Genomic DNA, 17561 nt, shown 5'->3' with positions numbered 1-17561 from the left:
GGGGTTTGCATTGCAAAATATTGAATGGCACCCGGCAATAGTATTGAGCCTGCAACCATGGACGCAAGCACTTTGCCTTGTGCAGCAGACAAAGCACTTAATTTATCGTCTGATGTTAATGAATTGATTACTTTGATAATGCCTGCGGTATCCGCTGTTGCACTGCCAATCTCAGGCACATTTGCTTCAATGAGTTGGATAATCGCGTCATGCAATTGATTTGTCTCTGTGGCACTTGGGGTTAGATTGGCACCAACGAGTACCTCATTGATTAGATTTCGAAGAAATAATGTTCTGTTGCCAAGTTGCTTTGCTTGTACATTATCAATGCCATCGGCACCGCCCATCACTGGATCAGATGTCTCAAGCTGATAAATTCCATTTTCCCATTTGCTGGTTTCTGCAAGATTAGCCATTTATGCCGTTCCTCTATTGAATAAACCATCTCGTACAGCGCGGCCATTGTGGCGAAGCGCAGCACGCGTAAAATCTAAAGACGCCAAGACACAACGAGCTGGGGCGAATGAACGCAATGTTTGACGCAGTAAAACTGCTTGGTCGTTGGTAATCGGCATTGATAAAATCACCCGATAATGAGCCCATGCATGGGGGTCGCCATGACGATAATGCCCATTACGGCTGATAGCGCCGTTATGAAAGCGATTATTTAACCCCTCAATGATTTCTACTGTGCCAAACCCCAGCCGTTTTACAATTTCACGAATTGCCCAAGGCGTACCTTTTCGCCGGTGTAGGTCATATGCACCTTTAATCAGGTTTCGGCGTGCTTGGTCTGATTCAGCCAACCAATATCCGTCTATGCCCCAAATACTGCGACTTTCAGCCAACAAATTTAGATGGCCAGCAGCCACGAGTTGAATCAATCGTGGAATCAACCGTGTGGCGTCAACCAAATCCAGCCGTAGACCGAGATTGGCTAACGCTCTAAAGCGCTGATCACGCTCAATCAAGTCGGCATAGGTCAGCTTAGCCATCTTCTGGTTCATCCTTCAGCATAAGTGTCATGCTCACACAGCGTGCCCATTGGCTTTTCAGGATTTTTGTCAGCTGTAAATCAGGTAATTCGACGTTGTAAACACCCTCGACCTTAAGTGTTTTGGCAATTTCCAGCGGCACAATGTCTTGCCCCAGAAGCAAACTGGCTTTGGCAACATACTGGTTCCACGATGCTTGGGCACGAGACAGAACATCGTTGTACTCGTAGCCGCTCAGTAAAGTGAGCGTGGCATGTACGCTGTATTCAATGGTCTCTGGTGCCGCAACATAAACGGTGTCGCACAGTGGCCGGACATCCTCTCTATTCAATGCGGTTTGTACCTGTAGCAACAATTCAGGCTGGGTAAGCCTGTTTGGGTGAGTACAGTCACCACGACTTTGCCACCCACGGGCTCGTCATTTTCGTCGACTGGATTATCAATGTTGACGTCACAAATGCTTTGCGAAACTTGCCGTGTGTAATACTCATAAGCGCCCACCGGACCAGCCACCGAGAATGACTCAAATGCCATGAAAATGCGGGTTCGATAGGCGTCGTCAGTTTCATCATCAATACCACCCGCCGACACCGTTGTATTTGTTGCTTTGACTTCCACGCTAGTACCCAAATCATCAACCAGCGTGCTGATTTGGCCGACTGTCCAGCCGTTCCCTGCGGCACCCGCAGTGGCGCAAATCGCCACGACATTTGCAGCCGGTGTCGTGGCTGACAATAAAATGGATTGTTCAGTAGCAAAATTGACGTCACCGGCAGCCACGCGGGTACCGGCGGGAATACCGATTTGTGCTGTCCCTGATAAGTCACTGGCCGTGAAACGAATCGTGGTTTGCGCAGCCTGGGCAGAAAGACGCGGCGTATTGACATCATCGCCGCACAAATCCAGCATCAACCCTGTTGCGAAGCGGACATGCTGTTGTCGATAGGCCTCATTGATTTGCTGGCGCGTTAAGGATTCGCGGTACGCAAAGGTGTTAATCAACAGACGTTCAATATGAGCAGGCTGCAGTGTTTTGCCAGTGCGCGCTTCATAATCGGCAATCGTGGCTGATAAAACCGTGGCCAAGTCGTCATCAACGATTTTGACATCGGTGCGAGCCAATGTTTCTAGATCCGTCATTTGCTTACCAATCCAATATCTGTCCGATAAATTTCACCGGCCACCTCATCTGCAACCCGCCAATGTACGGTCATCGTGATGTCCGGGGCATGACCAGAAAATGTAACTTGCTCAATAACCGCTCGTTTTTCCCACGTCTGAATCGCTAAAATCACCTCACGGGTAACACCTGGTACAAAAACATCTTCTGGTGTATCAATGTAATCAAGATGGTTTGAACCGAAAGTCGGACGCGTGACATCAGTGCCTTTGCGTGTCCCTAAAATATTCAGAATGCACAAATTAATGTCGTCTACGCCAGACACAACATCAACACCTGCGTCTGCTGGTGCAAGCTGCCAATGGCGGGTACGTGGGGTAGTCGTCATCTTGTCCTCTTGGGTGCAGGTAAAAAAATAATCCCTGCAACAGTAGTTGTAGGGATTATGAAGACAGTGGGACTGATAGACTTTTAAAGCGCTTTAAAAAATATCTAATTGGGCTCACCCGTATCACCGCCGGAGGTCATGTCTGGATGCGTGTGTGTTTTAAGGCTGACTCCATCCGCAACCACATCACCACTCTCAACTCGTATACTGCCCTTGATTGCAGCGGCGGCACCCGAACCACCTGACCCCGACATGCCGCCAGATAGGTAAGTGAGCCTTTGACCAGTAAATTGCCGGTCACTATGGTTTCAGGCGCGTCAATGGTAGCGGTTCCGGCTGCTGTGGCCATGATGTTGCCCGGGGTGTTAATGACCACATCACCCGTGCTGCGATCATGACTGATGACTGTGCCATTGATGAATTTTTTCATCCAGATATTACGGTTTCCAGTGGGTGTTTTGTCGGCATCATTATAAATAGAACCCAACACCACGCCGCCTTCACCACGCGCATCAAGCAAACAGGCAACCAGTTCACCCGGATCAGGTAATGAATAAAATTGATTGCTGCCTGCTGCGGCTGTGATCATGTGCAGCCAATCGGTTTCCATGTTTTCCAAAGCCGGGATTTTGACTTTGATGTTGTGCTTGGCGTCATCAACGGCAGCAACAATACCAAACTGCAGCGTGCTGCCAAATTCATGCTGTTTTTGCATCAGCAGTTTCCTTTTTTTCTGGTTCATCGGCCACGTATTCCAGCATTTTGATGTCCAGCGTTACTACGTAGCCCGTGCTGCGACGCAGATCATGCCGGGCTTGTTTGACCAGATATTTGCCTGACATCTGGCCAAGGTTCTTCAACTGTACCACTTGCCCGGCCACCAATTTGGCATTGCCAAACATCGCAAGGCTGCCTGAAACCTGATTTTGTTGGGCATCCGCAAGAGCAGCATCGGCACGGGCAGCAAGCTGTTGGTCAGATTCCCCTTTGTTGGCCACAATTTTTAAAGTGTCGCTGGTGCTTGGCCGCTTGGCGCTGCTGCGCAATGGTTTGCCCTTACGTGTCACCGTTCGCACCTTTTTCCTTTTAGTGTCATAGCCGGTCACCACCGCCTTGTCTGGTACCCCTTTGATCAAATCGCGGAACCGACCAGATTTGATGTCTTCAGGCAATAAAATCGCAACCGGCTCTTGTTTGGCCAATTCAGTATTCGCCATAAACACCAAGGTTTTATCAACAATTTTAAACGTGTGACCATACTGTTTAGCCAGGCGCGTTAAAAATTCAACATCGCGTTCTTGGTATTGTGTGACACGCTCAATCTGGATGTTGGCTACCGTGCCAGTCACCGATAGTTTCAAACGACCGGCCACGATCCGCACAATTTTGGCCAGCGTGGTTTTTTCATAGGATTTGGGTTGCAAGGTACGGTTTGCGCGGGTGATGCCCGTGGATAGGGCTTTAAGCGTCATCACGCTGGGCATCATGTCATACTCAATCTCGGCAATCTCAAAACTGCCCAAATCGATTAGCCCGGTAAACTGGTCACCAATGGACAAACTCAATGCATCACCTTGGTTAGGATACCAGCCACGCAGCCATTTTCCAGCGATGTCCTCAAACGATACAGATAGCTCATCAGACTGGTCGCCTAAATAATCGGTGTATTCAATACTGATCAAACCGGGTTTGATGTCAGCTGTGATGTCCTTCTGCTCATATTTAATTGTGAAACCCGGCAGTGTAACGGGGTGGGTACTCTGGCCGCCCAGCATGGACACTGCACCAGATAATAAACTCAGCGCATCCATGGCGGCATGTCCTCCTGTGCATTTTGCGGTGATGCTGTCAAAACCGGCACGAACACAGTCAAATTGGCAGCAAATTGTTCCGCAATCGGCAAATGGGGATTGGCCGCAATAAGACCATCAATCAACGTTGCATCACCATAATACTTATGGGCGATTAAATCCCAGCGGTCACCCTCGCGCGTTGTGTATTGCAGCACCGAATTAGCCATTACGCACCATCCTTACGCACCGCGAGCCATGCCGTCAGTGATTCGGCTCCTGCCGCTGCATTGGCTATGCTGCCTCCGGCGCTATCAAATAAACTGGCGCCGGCGGCAAGCCAGTCACCCCACGAGCCACTGTCAAAGCCGCTTTGAATAATCCCAACTGCATTGCGCACATCAGACGCTGCTTGGGCTGCATAGCTTAAAAAATCAACGGCACCGCTTAAATTGCCGAACCATTGTCCGATTTCAGGCAAGGCATTAAGGCTGCCGAGCATCGACCCAGATAGTGACAATGCATCACCAACCAAGCCAAACATGGCCAGTGGATCATTTTTTAATGCTTGTGCCTGGCTAATTAAATTTTGTACATCATTAATGCCTTGTTCGACCTGATTGTAGATGCGAACGCCTGTTTCAACGGCATCTGCTACTTTGCTGATGGCACCTTGTACCGATTCCGGCAGCAAAGACAGCAACGGGTTTTGGCCAGACAAAATGCCCGGTGTGTCTAGCGGATTGTTGGGATCTCCCACAAACTCGGTCAGTTCAACATCCAGCTCGCGAGCTGCAGTGCGCCCATTGCCGTCCTGCTTGAGCGTGCGGCAGGTCACACGCTCAATCACCCACCAGCCAACAAACCGACCAGAGCCAAACACCAACGACACCGCTTGCTGGGCTTCTTTTGCTTGAATCAAGCCTTTGTATGCCGTGTCAGGGTTACCTAACTTCCAGTGCAACCCGACACCGAATCGAACAGTCGTTAAGTCATTGCCCATGGCTTGCAGGCGAGGTCGGCCTGCCAGCACATCGTGCTTAGCAAAAACCGCACTGTGTGTTTCTTCAAAATCACTGAAGCTGTTTAAGAATTCAAAATTGACATCACCCAGGGTTGCATACATTAATAGCTCCTCAGCTCTTGTCCATGCACCATGCGTCGGTACATCTCTTCAAATTCTCGTTGGCTTAATTTGAGCGCCTGCTGTATCGCAGACACGTCCGCATTGCCGGTCAATTGAATAGTAGGGTTGTAATTTATGGTGACACCTTGGCTGTTGCTCGGTTGCCCCACGCGGCCACGTGCAAATTCAGCAGAATTTGCCTGCATTTGCTCATTCAGCTGTGCAGACAAGGTGCCGCTGCGGTTTTTGAAACGCTGTTGCAATCCCGAGGCGATATTGCCGATGGCTGCAAGCGGTTTTGATGCGCCACCGGACAAGCCAATTTGCAAACCTTCCGTGACATAACCACCTATGCTGCGAAAAACCCGGCTTGGGGAGTGGATACCTAAGACTGCTTTGCCTGCCGTAATGGCTGATTTACCAAGAGAAACGATGGTATTAACCACGCTGGATGCACCGGATTTAATGCCATTAACAAGACCATTAATAATCATTCGCCCAAATCCGGTAAACGAACTCGGCAACGTAATACCAAGCCATCCCATTACGCCAGCAAAGGCAGAATAGAATGCACCGAGCGGTGACCAGTTGATGATTAAAGTCAGAATGCCAGTCAGCCCACCACTGAACGCGGCTTTCATTTCATTGATTTTGCCAACTACCCAACCCACCACAGCAGAAATAGTCTGCCCAATCCACATACCGATTGCTTGGCCAAAGCTACGAGCTCCACCTTCAGCCACTTGGCTAACGGAAAAAAAGTCACGAAACCAGTTGATAATAGGCTGAACAAATGGCTGAACATGCTGCCAAACACTGCTTAACGCGGTACCAAATGCCGCAAACATCGGGGCAAGCGGAGCCATCCCTTGTTTGATACCGTCCCACAAGCCGCCAAAAAAGGCCTTAATCTGCTTCCAATATTTGTAAATCAACAAAGCAGCGACAGCAATGGCAGCAACAACCAGCCCAATGGGTGTCATCAAAAATGCCCGACCCACTGCCATCAGACCTTGGCGCAACAAAGCCAAAGCAATTTGCGCCTTGCCCATCGCACCGGCACCTGCTGCAATACGTGTAAAAACACCCGTCAATGGGCTGGCCGCATGGCCAACCAACCCAGCGGCCTTGGCCGCATTGCCTGCCGATAGTCCCAGCATTCTGAATACCGCGACACCTCGAGATACTTCACCAATGCGCATCAATGCCCAAATGCTTTTCAGCGCTTTGAATTTATTGACGCCAACCAGCATAGAGCGAAATGGCATGGCCATCATCGAACCCGCATAAGACACACCCAAAATAGCAAGTTTCAATGTAAATAGGCCTGCCATCAATCCAACTACTGATTTAATCAAGCCCTTATGCTGCGTCATGAATGGCACAATCCAATTGTCGATTAGCCCCTGTGCTGAATCGGCAAACGCGCGAATATCGGGTGCAAAAATAGAACCTAATTGGCCAGCTGCATTTTCTGCAACGCCTCCGAGCTGCTCTAATGACGACGACAACGTGTCGGTTTTGACTTTAATCCTGTCCTGCAGTGATGCTTGCTGATCCATTTTGCCAACAAAGGCATCAAACCCAGACAATCCAGCTTGGCCCATAATTTGCGCAACGCGACCACCTTCTTGTCCAAAAATAGCATCGGCCACATCCATGACCCCGCGATCACCAAACTTGGCTTTGATTTTGTTAAAGCCAGTTTCCATTTCACCCGTAATGTCGCGCAGCGATTTCATGGTGCCGTCTTTATTAAAAAACTCAAATTGCGCGCCAGAGCTCTCCATCATATTGCGCACCTCAGCTTTCATCCCCTTACTGGCCATTGCAATCATCTGTGGCCCTTTTGAAAGCTGACTGAGCATCATTGAAAAATTGGTGCCGAATGATGAACCTTCCAGCCCCTTGTTTGCCGCCAAGCCTTCAACAGCAAAAATCTGTTTCTGGTTTTTGAGTCCAGTTAGGCCAAGAGTGTTGGCTTTGGGTGCGTAGTAAGCCATGGCCTGATACATGTCTTCTTTGTCTAGACCTGCTGCAAATTTAGCGCGTTGTGTCAAATCAGCGGCCTTGAGTAGCTCGTGCTCCTTAATGCCATGTGCTTCCATTAGCTTGGCAAAGAATGATCCATCGGCAATATCATTCCCCATAACCACATTTAATTGTGCCGTGGCCAATCCACCACCATTGAGAATGGTTTTATCAGATACACCTTGGCTTTTTAAGCCTAAGCTCATACGCGTAAAGTCGGCTTTGTTGCCAGGCAACATCTGACCCAGTTGAGCATTCAATTTGTCGATGGCATTGAATTGACCAAAGCTGCCATCTTTTTTCATCATGGATACTTTTAAATCTGCTGAAGCACTTTCCTGTTCCATGTATTTTTTGACAGCACCCACAATCGGTGCGGCAATGACTGCAGCATGACCGGCTGTTTCAACCATTTCGCTACGCAACCGCTGGCGGTTAGCAGCCGCAGCCTTTTGCCCAGCTATTGCCTTATTTAGACCTTCTTGAGCCTTGGTGGCCTTACTAATTTCGATGGCCATGCCCGCATAAGCGCGCGCTTGTTTTGATAAGTCACGGCTTGGATTGAGGGATTGCTGGGCTCGCATTGATCGCCCGAGTGCTTCATGCTGTTTGGTGACTGTTTTGATTTCGGTGCCAAGTGTTTTGGCTGAATTCTCAGCGCGGCCAAAAACAGCAGTAAATCCGGCTTTGAGTGTTGCACCAATCGCAACGCTAACCAATAATTCTTTTGCCATTGATGACCACCTATGTTAAAAATGCCTTATGAACATTGATTTTGAAAATGATTTCACCACATCTCTGGCCACGGTTTTATTCGTTGGCTTTTCTGCTGTAACTGCAATCTGGCTATTTACCAGCCTGTGGTTCAGTAGCGGCAGTGTGTTGCTGGCGATTGTGTCTTTCGCCTTGATTACACCTTTCGCTGCTGTCGGCGTTGGCATCATGGCTACCATAGCAAGCTGGCTAATTGCGTTGTTTGTTTCCGGGCTTCGCATCAGTTCCACCCGAAAACAACGCGTTTAAAATTTACTGTATTTGGCTTTCAACTGCCGATTCGCCTGTTTCTGCCATTCCATTAATTCTTCAAGTGACATTTCTTCAATATCAGCAGGTGAAAAATTAAACCACCAAGCCAGATCGGCAGCTGCCTGAGAAAAACCATCCCAATCAGTGAGTACCCAGACAAAACTGACGCACTTGGCTGTAGTCCTCCCAAGCCAACTCATCAAAATCTTCAGACTGTAACCCGGACGCAATCGCCAAACATTGTGCTTCCTGCAGCACTGCATTATCAGGATATTGTTCGGCAGCACGCTTGAAGTCTTTCACCCGAACCCGGCGTAGGGTCAGCTCAGTAACAGTGCCATTGGGTGTATCAATAGGTTCAACCAGTGTAATGGTCTTGCTGCTGCCCAGTTTTTCTTGCAATTGTTGTGCTTCATTTGCCATGATTTTTCCTTGGTTGGTTAACCGGGTGGGTGCCGGTGTCAAAGCCCACATCTGTAAACGGATGGCCATAAAAAAACTCACCCTTAATGCAAGGATGAGTTTAGGTTTAAGTGCTGCTCAGGGCTTTTAAAGCGCTTTAAAAATTACTGGCCAATGTTTGAGCGCATCTGTGCCAGCATATCAACGCCATTCACGCGGTATTGATTGGTGAAGGCATTGAAATACAGCGTTTCACGACCACCGATGGTTTGCCGGATTTCGGTTGCCTGAAATGTGCTGGAGAACTCCGCTTTTTCCTTGGGCTTGTAGCTACCCAAAGGATTTTTGCTGAATGTGGCCGTGACGATTGTCACCATAGGCACTTCAGCAGCCAGCCCAGCCGCATTAAATGCTTGCACATTAGCGCGCACCATCAATTGAAGGGCTTTAAACGGGTTATAAACTTTGGTGAACACATCTGGGTAAAAACTGTTCCATGTGATTTCACCTTCCAGCGCCTCCACACCGCTGGGCAGCTTGATGGTACCCACCATACCCAGCCCTTTGTGTTCGTCCTGGCCAATTTCGATTTCAGGCAACTTGAATTCACTGGCGCGCCCGAGTTGGCTATTACCATTCACATACACATTGGCGTTATAGATTGCATTTAATTCTGCCATGATTGACTCCTTATGCAGCCTGATTGCTGATTAAATTGGCCAGATACGCGCGCGTCATCACGCTGGTATTGGTGATGCTCTCGGCGGGTAGCTTGGGGGTGTAGTCATACTTGATGGGCACTTGCCCTTTGCTGAATGCGTCAACAAGGTCATAGTCATAATCAAGCTCAACACTGAAGCCAACAATGCTTTTCAGCGTACCCAGATACGTCCGCACGGTGCCGAGGAAGCTGTCAATCAGTGCATCATCAATGGGTAAATCCACATATTGCAGTTCAGCGCGGCGGATGGATTCATCAATCAAATCACCAGTACGCTGCGCCGTCTCAAAATTCTTAATGTGGGTAATGGTTGGGAAACACGCCAGCCGGTTACCCCACATTTTGAATCCAGTGCCATAGCTATTGAATACCGTGGTAATGCCTTTTTCATTGAGCCGGTTGGTCTCTGCCTGTGCATCGTCAATACGTGCGGTCAGGGGCACTTCAATACCGGTCACACCGAGCATCTCTCGGTTTGAAATGCTGAACCAATAGCCATTGTCCACATCGGTTTTCATGCGCAGACCCGCAGCGTGCGTGGCCAAACTTTCCAGTCCACCGCTGGAGCCATACACATAGGGATAAAACAATTGCACCCGATCAGATGAGGTTTTGAAATTGATGTCACCCAGTGGGCCACGGCCTTGAATAGCGTGGCTTAATGTAGTGCCTTTGGGCGCGGCCACATAAGCAATAGCCTCAAGCTGTTCGGCTAATGTAATCATCGCGGCAGCCACTTCAGGATCGGCATCGTATTCAGGCACGATGATGATTTTGGCATCGGCACCCAATCGGTTGAAGCTTCCGTCATCAATTCCATCCCAGTGCGCTTGCCTGTGGCGGCAACATAACCACCCATCACATCTGTTTCGGTGACTTTGGTCGGATCCAGATAGGTGTAGTTGATTGTCGGATTAGAGGGTGTTTTGGCAAAAGTGATTTCTCCGCTGACTTCATCGATGCTGTAATCGACTCCGGCTGTTAAAGCTGTGTCATCGGATTTGACCACGTAGCCTGGCAATAGAGCAGGATGAGCTGTAGCGGCAATTAACGTGTCGCTGTCGACAATCAAGACTTCACTGGGCACGACTGTCTTGTGTTTCGCTGGATCAAGCACGTTAATCACATAGAAAACACCTGACTTGTACCGAGTCACGATATTGGCGGCATCAGGCAAAGTGAAGCCCGCGCCAATAACCGTGCCAAATTGGCTGAAATCCTTAACGGTTTGACACACGGTCAGTTCATTTACCGGCCCGGCCATGCCGGTACCGATGATGGCGGTAATGGCACCATCGACGGTATAAACCGGGCTACTGCCTCCGTCGATACGGAGGGTTTCAACGCCATGCAAATAGCTGCTGCCATGATTTACTCCTTATTTGGGTTTGAGATTGGGGTTTAAAGGTTGGTCGGGACGGCGATAAAATGCTGCAGTCAGTTTTGGGCGATTAGGTTCTATGCGGTTTTCAACTTGCATGGTTTCGGTCTGCGCCCGCAGCTCGTATTGCCATGCGCCTGCGGTTTCATCCAGAAAGCGTTCGCCCAGCAGGTGAATGCGTTCGCAGTTCTCAGGCGAAAGCCGACAATGGCTAAGCGCAGTGCATCCAACAAATCCAATGCCGCACCATCGCTGTTTAAGCCGCGTCCAAACACCGTGAAGTGCAAGCTGATGCTGCGCTCTTGTGCAATCAAATCAACGTCACGCAGCTCTTTAAACTCACTGCCTTGGTAACCAATCAACACCGCGCCGAGTGGATGCACAAAACGGTATTGCGCGGGGTTGTCTGGGAACAATTGGATTGCATAATGGGGCAAGGCTGCCTGAAGGTGTGCCAATACGCTGTCCAAAATTGGTTTGGTTGCACTCATCAGTAGCCTTCCCAGTTTTGTTTGGGTGCTGCGCGAACGTGGTAGGCACCCGGTTCTGGCTGTAGCGCGTCAGTAGCTTGGTCGTCAGTACCGCGAACCCCCAGATGCAGCTTGCCATCGCGCACCAAGGTCAGCTGTTTGAGTGCATCCTGATAAGCCATTTCCAATGGCTTCGGAAAATCTGCGGTATTGATTCGGCGGCGGTGTAACCAATGCCGCGCGATGTCGGTGCACCACAACCGCAGCATGCTGGTACTGTCCGTCAACGGCAGCGGATAACGACCTTGCAAATAGCCATCCGCCAGTTCGCAAGCATAGGCAATGGCTCGGTCAACCACCTGCCAATCCGGCTCACTATTGGCCATGGCCGGGTCGTCATTACTGAGTTGTGCCAGCTCAAGCAAGCTCATGGATTCGGCCACGTCATCGCGCGTGATGTACATCGCTATTCCTTGGCCTGTGCTGCAGCAGGTTTATTGTTGCCACGATTGGATTTAGGCTTTTGGTTATCATCAGCAGTTGGCGTTTCGCCATCGGGCTGATAACCGCTGGCGGCCAAATCCGCATCCTTGATATGGCCTTCATCCACATACGCGGACACCGTTTTGTACTGCTCCGGCGTTAGCTCTACAGCTTCACCCACGCCGACACGGAACGTGCTGCCATCCGCATTGGTCAAGACCAAACCAATCTTCGCGATATAGACTTTCACAGCCATGATTAAGCCCCCAGTAAAATACGGATGGTTTCACCGGCACTGCTGGCCGCATCCAATGCTCGCCCAGCGGCAATACCACTTCCGCCAAGCTTAATCGCCAAGCCTTGGGCATCTGCGGCCACAGAATCGCCTGACGCGATGGCGCCTGCTGCCTCGACGATGGCGATGCCGACCACGTCCACAGCGGCCATATCGCCCTGATCCGCAGCATAAGCAGACACCCCCAATACCGCATCACCCGCACTAGCTTGCGCACCGGCATAATTCACAAATCGACTAGGCTGCCACGCGGTAGCGGCCAGCACTGTGGTGGTCAAAACAACTTGTTTGGTTTGAGCCATGATTCATCCTTTCGATTGGCTGCCTGAAACGGTTCAGGCAGCCTGGTTAATTAAGCAATGGCGTTTTTGAACAAATAGCCGCAGGTGCCGCCCACCACAGCCGGTTTACGGATGTCGGTATAGCGGGCATATTCAATCTTCCCGCCAACACCATCGTAACGATCCATAATCGGCATGCCGCGACGGCGGAAGGTATAACCAAACGACTGAATACCCTCGTCGTTACCCGATTCAATCACTGTTGGCCGAACAATCAAGGAAGCGAATTTGCCCCACACGTCTTCCACGGGTTTACCTGTAGACGCAGCGGCCACCGCTTTGCCAACGATGATTTCATCCACCCCAAACAGATTCCGCAGAATTTCTTCGGTCAAAATCTTACGTTCGGTGCCAGACAAATAAGCTTTCAATGCGGGGTGGAGAACAAGGCAATCCATAACCGCAGCACCCAAAACCAATACGTTCGGTTCTTGACCACAGGCTTTGCGCACCTCAGCCTTGGCTGCTTTAACATCGGCCACAGGATCATTGGCGTCATCACTCCATTGTTTAGCTGAGAGGTCGCTGGTCAAACCCGCTGCATACACTGAGCTTTTCTGTACCAGGGCGGCGGTTTCGATTTCCTGCCGCAACTGCACACCCGCAGTCACCCGGCGAGTCGCCTTGGCTTGTTCATCAAACAAGGATTCGGCTTGTTCACGATAATCAACCGGCGCTGACAAATCGTGTTCGTCCAGCACAATGGGCAAATAGCTGGCTTGATCAAGCGTGATGACGTTGCTATCAGCACCCGGTGCGCGTTCGGTTTCATAGCTCAGCACAGAGCCTTTGCCAAACACCGGTACCTTGACGCCTTCTTTATCAACAGGTACCACCGGCATAATTTTTTCTGCAATCAAACCAGCTTGGCGAAAGCCCTGAGCCAATTGAGTGAGTACCGGATCAACCTGGCGTAAATTCTTCAAATGAGCACTCATGCTTTATTTCCTTTCTTATTGAACAGTGAGGCGAGCAGCTTCTTCATAGCCGATGCCTTCTTTTTTAGATAAAGCCAACGCACGCTGATGATGGCTTAGTGCATCCGGGTTAGCTTCCGCAAAATCCGCCAACCCGGCGGCAGGTTTTGCACCGGCCTTGTCGGCGGTAGCCATTTCGGCAAAATCCATTACCTGCGGCAGGGCAGTCAAAAAATCGCGCATGGCCTGTGCCAGCGGCTTTGCTGAACCCGCTTCGCCAAAGTCAGCGGTGGTATGCTGAGGGTGTTCAGCAAAATCCAGCACTTGCACAACCAGTGCTTTATCCGCTGGCTTTAATTTGCCTTCTTTAGCCAAAGCTTCGGCAAAATTGGCATTGGCATCGTGTGAAGCGGTGCGCAGGCTTTGTTCCTGTTCATCTTGTAATCGCTTCAGCTCCGCCTTGGCTTGGGCAGCTCGGCCTCGGCTTTTTCACGCGCAGCCTTTTCGGCTGCCAGTTGTTCTTCGGTCGGCATAACAATCTCCTTGGAGGTTTCATGGTTTTCATGGGTGGTAAAAGGGGGTTCGGAAAATGCTGCCTGCTCAGCAGGCGTGTCTTGATAACGGGATACTTCTTGGATGCTTTCAATCATGTAATCGGGAATGATTTTGTCGGCTTCATCGACGCCAAATTTGCCAATAAACCAATCACGCAAGCGGCGAAAAATACCGGCGCTGTAATCGAAAGCCAGTTCACTGAACTCCACACAGCCATCGTTTTCAGCAAAAGCAATCGCATCTAAGCCCTTGATTGCCGGCGGCTGCGCACCCAAAAAACCAAGGTGGCGTAGATACCACACGCCTGGCTTTGGGTTGGCCGGATGATCGGGTGGGTAAAATGAAGCTGAAACTTTTTTATAGCGACCATCGCGCACCAACTGAGCAAAGCCGTTGTCTACTTCTTTGAACTCGGCTTTCAGGCTGCCGCCATCAGCCGCAAGATGCTTAATCCAACCGTAAGCAGGGGCTGTATCGCCGGGATGCCCAATCACAATCGGTGCTTCATGAGCTGCCGGGTCATACGCTGCTGCAGCTGCCGCAATATCAGCATCGCTAAAATCCAGCGTTTGCCCCTTGCTGGTGGTGCGACGCCCGGCGCGAAAGATTTCAAAAGACATAAAAAATACCCCATCAAACGATGGGGCTATATTGCTACGTGGGTATAATCAAATCTTTTAAAGCGCTTTAAAAAAACACAGGGACGCGAATCAAATCATGATATTTGTGCCAATAGCGCCATAGCGCCGCCACAATCCATTTTATGTTTCAGTTGGTGCAATGGCACCACCTAACCGAGAAACAACGAAAAACCGCATTTATAAACGTTTATAAATGCGGTTTTGATTTACTTCGTGCTTACCCGAATAAATCCGGCTGGTTTTTGGCTCGTTCTCGCTCACCGACACCACGCAGGATGCTGTAAATCTGTTGCACAGTTAGATTGTATTTTCTGGACAAGGCCACATGGTTTTTCCCATTGAACTCTTTCCAGATTTTAATATCGCGCTCAGAGAGCTGGCCGTTGTGGTTTTTCGGGATATAAATCAGCTGCCCGCCCCAATTGTCGGTCACCCGCCGAGCCGCTTTCTTGGCAATCATCACCGCTTGGGCATGATCAATAGTTGCTTCTCTGGTTAAGCAGGCGACCAGTTGGTCTTCTAAATCGGCAACCAGCTCGGGGATGCGTTCATCGGCCATCTTTGTCTCCCACGCGTTGCAACCATTTTTTAAGCTGTTCAATCACTACGCTCGCATGATCCGTACTCAAAAAACGGGGGTGCGCAACACCCGTCATGCGCTTCACAAAATTGGCCAGTGCCCGCTCGGAAGGATCTCGTACCGCACCAATCTGGTGCAACTCAAGCCACAGCCCCCGTATCATTTTGGTTTGACCATGGTCATCATAAATGGGCAAATCTGGTTTGGACTGCTTGCGATTGATCGTCACCACAAAACCGCGCGCTTTCATGCTGCGCAAAGCATCTTCAAGCTCGGGTACCGATAAGGCTTTGCTACTGGTTTTGCCATTGCTTACTGTGGCTAACTGTGCACGGTATTCGGCATCAGACATCATCAACTGTGTTTTGGCCACATGCAGCAAACGCACCAGCTTGGCTTTCTGGGATGCGGTATTTAACGTCATGATGGTCTCCTTAATAACCGTAATCGTTCACACATGCCTGCGCACGGCACAGGCATGGATTAACGTTCACTTATTGCACAGCATCTTTTAGTGTTTTACCGGCTTTGAATTTAGGCACGCGAGCTGCTGGAATTTTCAGCTCTTCACCCGTTTTAGGATTGCGACCCGTGCGCGCTTGCCGTTCGCCAATCGAAAAGGTGCCAAAGCCCACCAAGGCCACGCTCGTGCCCTCAGACAATGCGCGGGTGATAACCACTTCAAAAGCATCAACAGCAGCACTGGCTTGAGCTTTGGTCAGTTCCGCTTCGGTGGCCATGGCTTGGATTAATTCAGATTTGTTCATAAAAACTCCTGGTAAAGTGAAACGGCAAACCGTGCCGCGCGGATGATGGATTTTCATCAAATTTTGGCAATATCCAAATTCAACAGTTGGTATTCTTCGTTTTCCAGCCTGCGATACACACGTACAAAAGATTTGCTGGTCACCACTTGCAAGCTGTCACTCAAAGCATCCATGGCCTTTTGCCATTTTGCATCGTTGATTTGCAAGCGACGAAGACCGAGCACCCGAGCGGTGCTGATGTTGCCTTCTTTGTCGGTATCAAAAGCCGCATTAATCAAAGCGCGAACTTCGCTGCGACTGCCCACCGTCCACTCGTCAATGCATTCGTCAATCAGCTGTTTGGCTGCTTGAAGACCTTCATCAAAAGATAAAGTATCTTGTACCGCGAGCTGTAGGCGGTAGTTGCCATCAAAGCTGTGCAGTGTGATATTGCCTTTACGGCCACCCACTTTGACGTCATAGCGGTCGGCTGAAAGCTGAACAAACGCAGCAATGTCATCCATGGCGCTGCGTTTGAATTCGGCCAGATTATCGGCACAAGCCTGAGCACGTCCCACAATCTCTTGCACTAACTCGTCACGCATCATGTCAATGGGGCGAATATTGTCTATCGGCACCAAATTGCCTTTGGCGTCTTTGCGATATTGGTTCATGTCAATTTGATTCATTTGGGTATCTCCATTTTGTTGCTTAATTGTTTAAGTATGGCGGCGAGTTGTCGGCGGTTTGCTTCAACCTTTTCCGGTGAAACTGGCGGGGTGGGTAGTTGCTTCTGCATCGGTTGTGGCCGTGGTGCCATAGCCCGGATTAAATCGCGGGGATTTGGCCATTGCTCGGCGTGGTCAATCAAATAGCAAAAAGCCTGTTCAATGCGCTTCGCATCCAAGTCCGCGCGCCAGTCTTGGCGATAGCGCAGCAGCGATTCCATCCAAACATCGGCAACGGCGACCAAATCCACGGCAGCCGGGCGGCTGGGCAAATTCAATACAGACAATTTGGCCAGTCCTTGGGCAATTAGTGGGCGCAAAAAACTACTCATCCTGTCCTCCCTGTTGTGCCCACCCCGCCAGCGCGGCTACTCCATGGCGCAACTTACTAGAAGGCGCTGGCATAAGTGCCGATTGGGGTACAGAAGTGCTTGAAACGGGTGTGTAATCTGGCTTCCAAAACGTCAGGGTTTCATACAAAAAGCCGTGTGTTGTCAGAGGCGGTGTTAATTTCCCTGCATCGCGGGCTTCAATGCAGCGCCCAAAAGCCCAGATCCAAGCAACGCGTGGCGCAGGATAAGTGTGCCGATTGCGCTCAATTTGTTCGGTTTGGATATCCGGCAGCAGCTGATTGAGTAATTTAGCTACTCGGTCAAAAGACAAATCGCGGCTGGCGGGGCGAAACAGCGTCAAATAACGCAGCGCCGATTTGGCAAGATCGTCAGACAATACCGTGAGGCCAACAATCAAGGCTCGAGCATCATCATGGGCAATCAAGACATCAAGACTCATGGTCGCGCCGCAAGCAGGACAGCGTATCTTCAT

Annotated in this window: 23 protein-coding genes and 4 pseudogenes; 1 reads left to right on the top strand and 26 read right to left on the bottom strand. The window is 50.1% G+C overall.

Going from position 1 to position 17561, the window contains the following annotated elements:
- The 9 genes and pseudogenes from A2F46_RS09220 to A2F46_RS09180 all read right to left on the bottom strand — a co-directional run.
- Positions 1-416: pseudogene (locus A2F46_RS09220) on the bottom strand (hypothetical protein); the annotation flags it as partial.
- A complete protein-coding gene (locus A2F46_RS09215) occupies positions 417-995 on the bottom strand; it encodes a phage tail protein (protein WP_066569608.1) in 579 nt (192 codons plus the stop codon).
- Positions 988-1904: pseudogene (locus tag A2F46_RS09210) on the bottom strand (baseplate J/gp47 family protein). Before A2F46_RS09210 ends, A2F46_RS09215 begins: the two are co-directional and overlap by 8 nt.
- Positions 1905-2131: 227 nt before the next feature.
- A complete protein-coding gene (locus A2F46_RS09205) occupies positions 2132-2503 on the bottom strand; it encodes a GPW/gp25 family protein (RefSeq protein ID WP_066569606.1) in 372 nt (123 codons plus the stop codon).
- A gap of 136 nt (positions 2504-2639) precedes the next feature.
- The gene (locus A2F46_RS09200; protein WP_231867764.1) at positions 2640-3218 is read right to left on the bottom strand and encodes a phage baseplate assembly protein V; all 579 of its coding nucleotides are present in this window, start codon (positions 3216-3218) and stop codon (positions 2640-2642) included.
- Positions 3202-4314 carry a phage late control D family protein gene (locus tag A2F46_RS09195; RefSeq protein ID WP_066569604.1) on the bottom strand — a complete coding sequence of 371 codons (1113 nt, stop codon included), beginning with the start codon at positions 4312-4314 and terminating at the stop codon, positions 3202-3204. The genes A2F46_RS09200 and A2F46_RS09195 overlap by 17 nt, the downstream gene beginning before the upstream one ends.
- Complete coding sequence (locus tag A2F46_RS09190; RefSeq protein WP_066569602.1) at positions 4302-4523, bottom strand: tail protein X; 222 nt, start codon at positions 4521-4523, stop codon at positions 4302-4304. The genes A2F46_RS09195 and A2F46_RS09190 overlap by 13 nt, the downstream gene beginning before the upstream one ends.
- Positions 4523-5419 carry a phage tail protein gene (locus A2F46_RS09185; protein ID WP_066569600.1) on the bottom strand — a complete coding sequence of 299 codons (897 nt, stop codon included), beginning with the start codon at positions 5417-5419 and terminating at the stop codon, positions 4523-4525. The genes A2F46_RS09190 and A2F46_RS09185 overlap by 1 nt, the downstream gene beginning before the upstream one ends.
- Complete coding sequence (locus A2F46_RS09180) at positions 5419-8184, bottom strand: phage tail tape measure protein (protein ID WP_066569598.1); 2766 nt, start codon at positions 8182-8184, stop codon at positions 5419-5421. Before A2F46_RS09180 ends, A2F46_RS09185 begins: the two co-directional genes overlap by 1 nt.
- Before the next feature lie 28 nt (positions 8185-8212).
- On the opposite strand from A2F46_RS09180, the gene A2F46_RS09175 reads away from it, so the two are divergent.
- Complete coding sequence (locus A2F46_RS09175; RefSeq protein ID WP_066569596.1) at positions 8213-8473, top strand: hypothetical protein; 261 nt, start codon at positions 8213-8215, stop codon at positions 8471-8473.
- Here the strand turns inward: A2F46_RS09175 and A2F46_RS13300 are convergent.
- The 17 genes and pseudogenes from A2F46_RS13300 to A2F46_RS09100 all read right to left on the bottom strand — a co-directional run bounded on the left by A2F46_RS13300 (position 8470) and on the right by A2F46_RS09100 (position 17561).
- A complete protein-coding gene (locus tag A2F46_RS13300) occupies positions 8470-8676 on the bottom strand; it encodes a GpE family phage tail protein (protein WP_082783650.1) in 207 nt (68 codons plus the stop codon). The genes A2F46_RS09175 and A2F46_RS13300 overlap by 4 nt on opposite strands.
- Positions 8618-8968, bottom strand: coding sequence for a phage tail assembly protein (locus A2F46_RS09170; RefSeq protein WP_066569593.1), 351 nt, complete (start codon positions 8966-8968; stop codon positions 8618-8620). The genes A2F46_RS13300 and A2F46_RS09170 overlap by 59 nt, the downstream gene beginning before the upstream one ends.
- A 74-nt stretch (positions 8969-9042) precedes the next feature.
- Positions 9043-9558, bottom strand: a complete 516-nt coding sequence (locus tag A2F46_RS09165; RefSeq protein WP_066569590.1) for a phage major tail tube protein — start codon at positions 9556-9558, stop codon at positions 9043-9045.
- A 10-nt stretch (positions 9559-9568) separates the two neighbouring features.
- Positions 9569-10953 (bottom strand): annotated as a pseudogene (locus tag A2F46_RS13480) (phage tail sheath family protein).
- A 24-nt stretch (positions 10954-10977) separates the two neighbouring features.
- Positions 10978-11471, bottom strand: a pseudogene (locus A2F46_RS09155) (Gp37 family protein).
- A complete protein-coding gene (locus A2F46_RS09150) occupies positions 11471-11914 on the bottom strand; it encodes a gp436 family protein (RefSeq protein ID WP_066569588.1) in 444 nt (147 codons plus the stop codon). The pseudogene A2F46_RS09155 and the gene A2F46_RS09150 overlap by 1 nt, the downstream one beginning before the upstream one ends.
- Before the next feature lie 2 nt (positions 11915-11916).
- Positions 11917-12189, bottom strand: a complete 273-nt coding sequence (locus A2F46_RS09145; RefSeq protein WP_156471611.1) for a hypothetical protein — start codon at positions 12187-12189, stop codon at positions 11917-11919.
- Between the two features lie 2 nt (positions 12190-12191).
- Positions 12192-12530, bottom strand: coding sequence for a capsid cement protein (locus tag A2F46_RS09140; protein ID WP_066569580.1), 339 nt, complete (start codon positions 12528-12530; stop codon positions 12192-12194).
- A 50-nt stretch (positions 12531-12580) separates the two neighbouring features.
- Positions 12581-13507 (bottom strand): hypothetical protein, encoded by a 927-nt coding sequence (locus A2F46_RS09135; protein WP_066569577.1) that lies wholly within the window; start codon positions 13505-13507, stop codon positions 12581-12583.
- Between the two features lie 15 nt (positions 13508-13522).
- Positions 13523-13861: a hypothetical protein gene (locus tag A2F46_RS13475; protein ID WP_369796332.1), complete on the bottom strand. Its 339-nt coding sequence runs from the start codon at positions 13859-13861 to the stop codon at positions 13523-13525.
- A gap of 74 nt (positions 13862-13935) precedes the next feature.
- Positions 13936-14661: a hypothetical protein gene (locus A2F46_RS13470; RefSeq protein WP_369796331.1), complete on the bottom strand. Its 726-nt coding sequence runs from the start codon at positions 14659-14661 to the stop codon at positions 13936-13938.
- 238 nt (positions 14662-14899) lie between these two features.
- Complete coding sequence (locus A2F46_RS09125; protein ID WP_197457626.1) at positions 14900-15241, bottom strand: Mor transcription activator family protein; 342 nt, start codon at positions 15239-15241, stop codon at positions 14900-14902.
- A complete protein-coding gene (locus A2F46_RS09120; RefSeq protein ID WP_066569574.1) occupies positions 15231-15686 on the bottom strand; it encodes a gp16 family protein in 456 nt (151 codons plus the stop codon). Before A2F46_RS09120 ends, A2F46_RS09125 begins: the two co-directional genes overlap by 11 nt.
- 70 nt (positions 15687-15756) lie before the next feature.
- Positions 15757-16029 (bottom strand): HU family DNA-binding protein, encoded by a 273-nt coding sequence (locus A2F46_RS09115; RefSeq protein ID WP_066569625.1) that lies wholly within the window; start codon positions 16027-16029, stop codon positions 15757-15759.
- A 56-nt stretch (positions 16030-16085) separates the two neighbouring features.
- Entirely contained in the window at positions 16086-16697 is a 612-nt protein-coding gene (locus A2F46_RS09110) for a DUF3164 family protein (protein WP_066569572.1), read from the bottom strand.
- Complete coding sequence (locus A2F46_RS09105; protein WP_066569570.1) at positions 16694-17068, bottom strand: hypothetical protein; 375 nt, start codon at positions 17066-17068, stop codon at positions 16694-16696. Before A2F46_RS09105 ends, A2F46_RS09110 begins: the two co-directional genes overlap by 4 nt.
- Positions 17061-17561 (bottom strand): hypothetical protein, encoded by a 501-nt coding sequence (locus A2F46_RS09100; protein ID WP_066569564.1) that lies wholly within the window; start codon positions 17559-17561, stop codon positions 17061-17063. The genes A2F46_RS09105 and A2F46_RS09100 overlap by 8 nt, the downstream gene beginning before the upstream one ends.

Origin of the sequence: Snodgrassella sp. CFCC 13594 (assembly GCF_001590725.1) — a bacterium.
Taxonomy (GTDB): Bacteria; Pseudomonadota; Gammaproteobacteria; order Burkholderiales; family Neisseriaceae; genus Snodgrassella.
Note: the sequence above shows the minus strand (reverse complement) of the source record. Positions and strands in the feature narration are given on the sequence as shown.

Bases quoted from the DNA above. Each gene is read 5' to 3' on its own strand.
- A2F46_RS09215 (WP_066569608.1), bottom strand. From the start codon at position 995: ATGGCTAAGCTGACCTATGCCGACTTGATTGAGCGTGATCAGCGCTTT.
- A2F46_RS09200 (WP_231867764.1), bottom strand. From the start codon at position 3,218: ATGCAAAAACAGCATGAATTTGGCAGCACGCTGCAGTTTGGTATTGTT.
- A2F46_RS09170 (WP_066569593.1), bottom strand. From the start codon at position 8,968: ATGGCCATCCGTTTACAGATGTGGGCTTTGACACCGGCACCCACCCGG.
- A2F46_RS09100 (WP_066569564.1), bottom strand. From the start codon at position 17,561: ATGAAGATACGCTGTCCTGCTTGCGGCGCGACCATGAGTCTTGATGTC.
- A2F46_RS09195 (WP_066569604.1), bottom strand. From the start codon at position 4,314: ATGGATGCGCTGAGTTTATTATCTGGTGCAGTGTCCATGCTGGGCGGC.
- A2F46_RS09140 (WP_066569580.1), bottom strand. From the start codon at position 12,530: ATGGCTCAAACCAAACAAGTTGTTTTGACCACCACAGTGCTGGCCGCT.
- A2F46_RS09185 (WP_066569600.1), bottom strand. From the start codon at position 5,419: ATGTATGCAACCCTGGGTGATGTCAATTTTGAATTCTTAAACAGCTTC.
- A2F46_RS09190 (WP_066569602.1), bottom strand. From the start codon at position 4,523: ATGGCTAATTCGGTGCTGCAATACACAACGCGCGAGGGTGACCGCTGG.
- A2F46_RS09135 (WP_066569577.1), bottom strand. From the start codon at position 13,507: ATGAGTGCTCATTTGAAGAATTTACGCCAGGTTGATCCGGTACTCACT.
- A2F46_RS09125 (WP_197457626.1), bottom strand. From the start codon at position 15,241: ATGGCCGATGAACGCATCCCCGAGCTGGTTGCCGATTTAGAAGACCAA.
- A2F46_RS09165 (WP_066569590.1), bottom strand. From the start codon at position 9,558: ATGGCAGAATTAAATGCAATCTATAACGCCAATGTGTATGTGAATGGT.
- A2F46_RS09145 (WP_156471611.1), bottom strand. From the start codon at position 12,189: ATGGCTGTGAAAGTCTATATCGCGAAGATTGGTTTGGTCTTGACCAAT.
- A2F46_RS09180 (WP_066569598.1), bottom strand. From the start codon at position 8,184: ATGGCAAAAGAATTATTGGTTAGCGTTGCGATTGGTGCAACACTCAAA.
- A2F46_RS09150 (WP_066569588.1), bottom strand. From the start codon at position 11,914: ATGTACATCACGCGCGATGACGTGGCCGAATCCATGAGCTTGCTTGAG.
- A2F46_RS09175 (WP_066569596.1), top strand. From the start codon at position 8,213: ATGAACATTGATTTTGAAAATGATTTCACCACATCTCTGGCCACGGTT.
- A2F46_RS09205 (WP_066569606.1), bottom strand. From the start codon at position 2,503: ATGACGACTACCCCACGTACCCGCCATTGGCAGCTTGCACCAGCAGAC.
- A2F46_RS09105 (WP_066569570.1), bottom strand. From the start codon at position 17,068: ATGAGTAGTTTTTTGCGCCCACTAATTGCCCAAGGACTGGCCAAATTG.
- A2F46_RS09110 (WP_066569572.1), bottom strand. From the start codon at position 16,697: ATGAATCAAATTGACATGAACCAATATCGCAAAGACGCCAAAGGCAAT.
- A2F46_RS09115 (WP_066569625.1), bottom strand. From the start codon at position 16,029: ATGAACAAATCTGAATTAATCCAAGCCATGGCCACCGAAGCGGAACTG.
- A2F46_RS13300 (WP_082783650.1), bottom strand. From the start codon at position 8,676: ATGAGTTGGCTTGGGAGGACTACAGCCAAGTGCGTCAGTTTTGTCTGG.
- A2F46_RS09120 (WP_066569574.1), bottom strand. From the start codon at position 15,686: ATGACGTTAAATACCGCATCCCAGAAAGCCAAGCTGGTGCGTTTGCTG.
- A2F46_RS13470 (WP_369796331.1), bottom strand. From the start codon at position 14,661: ATGTCTTTTGAAATCTTTCGCGCCGGGCGTCGCACCACCAGCAAGGGG.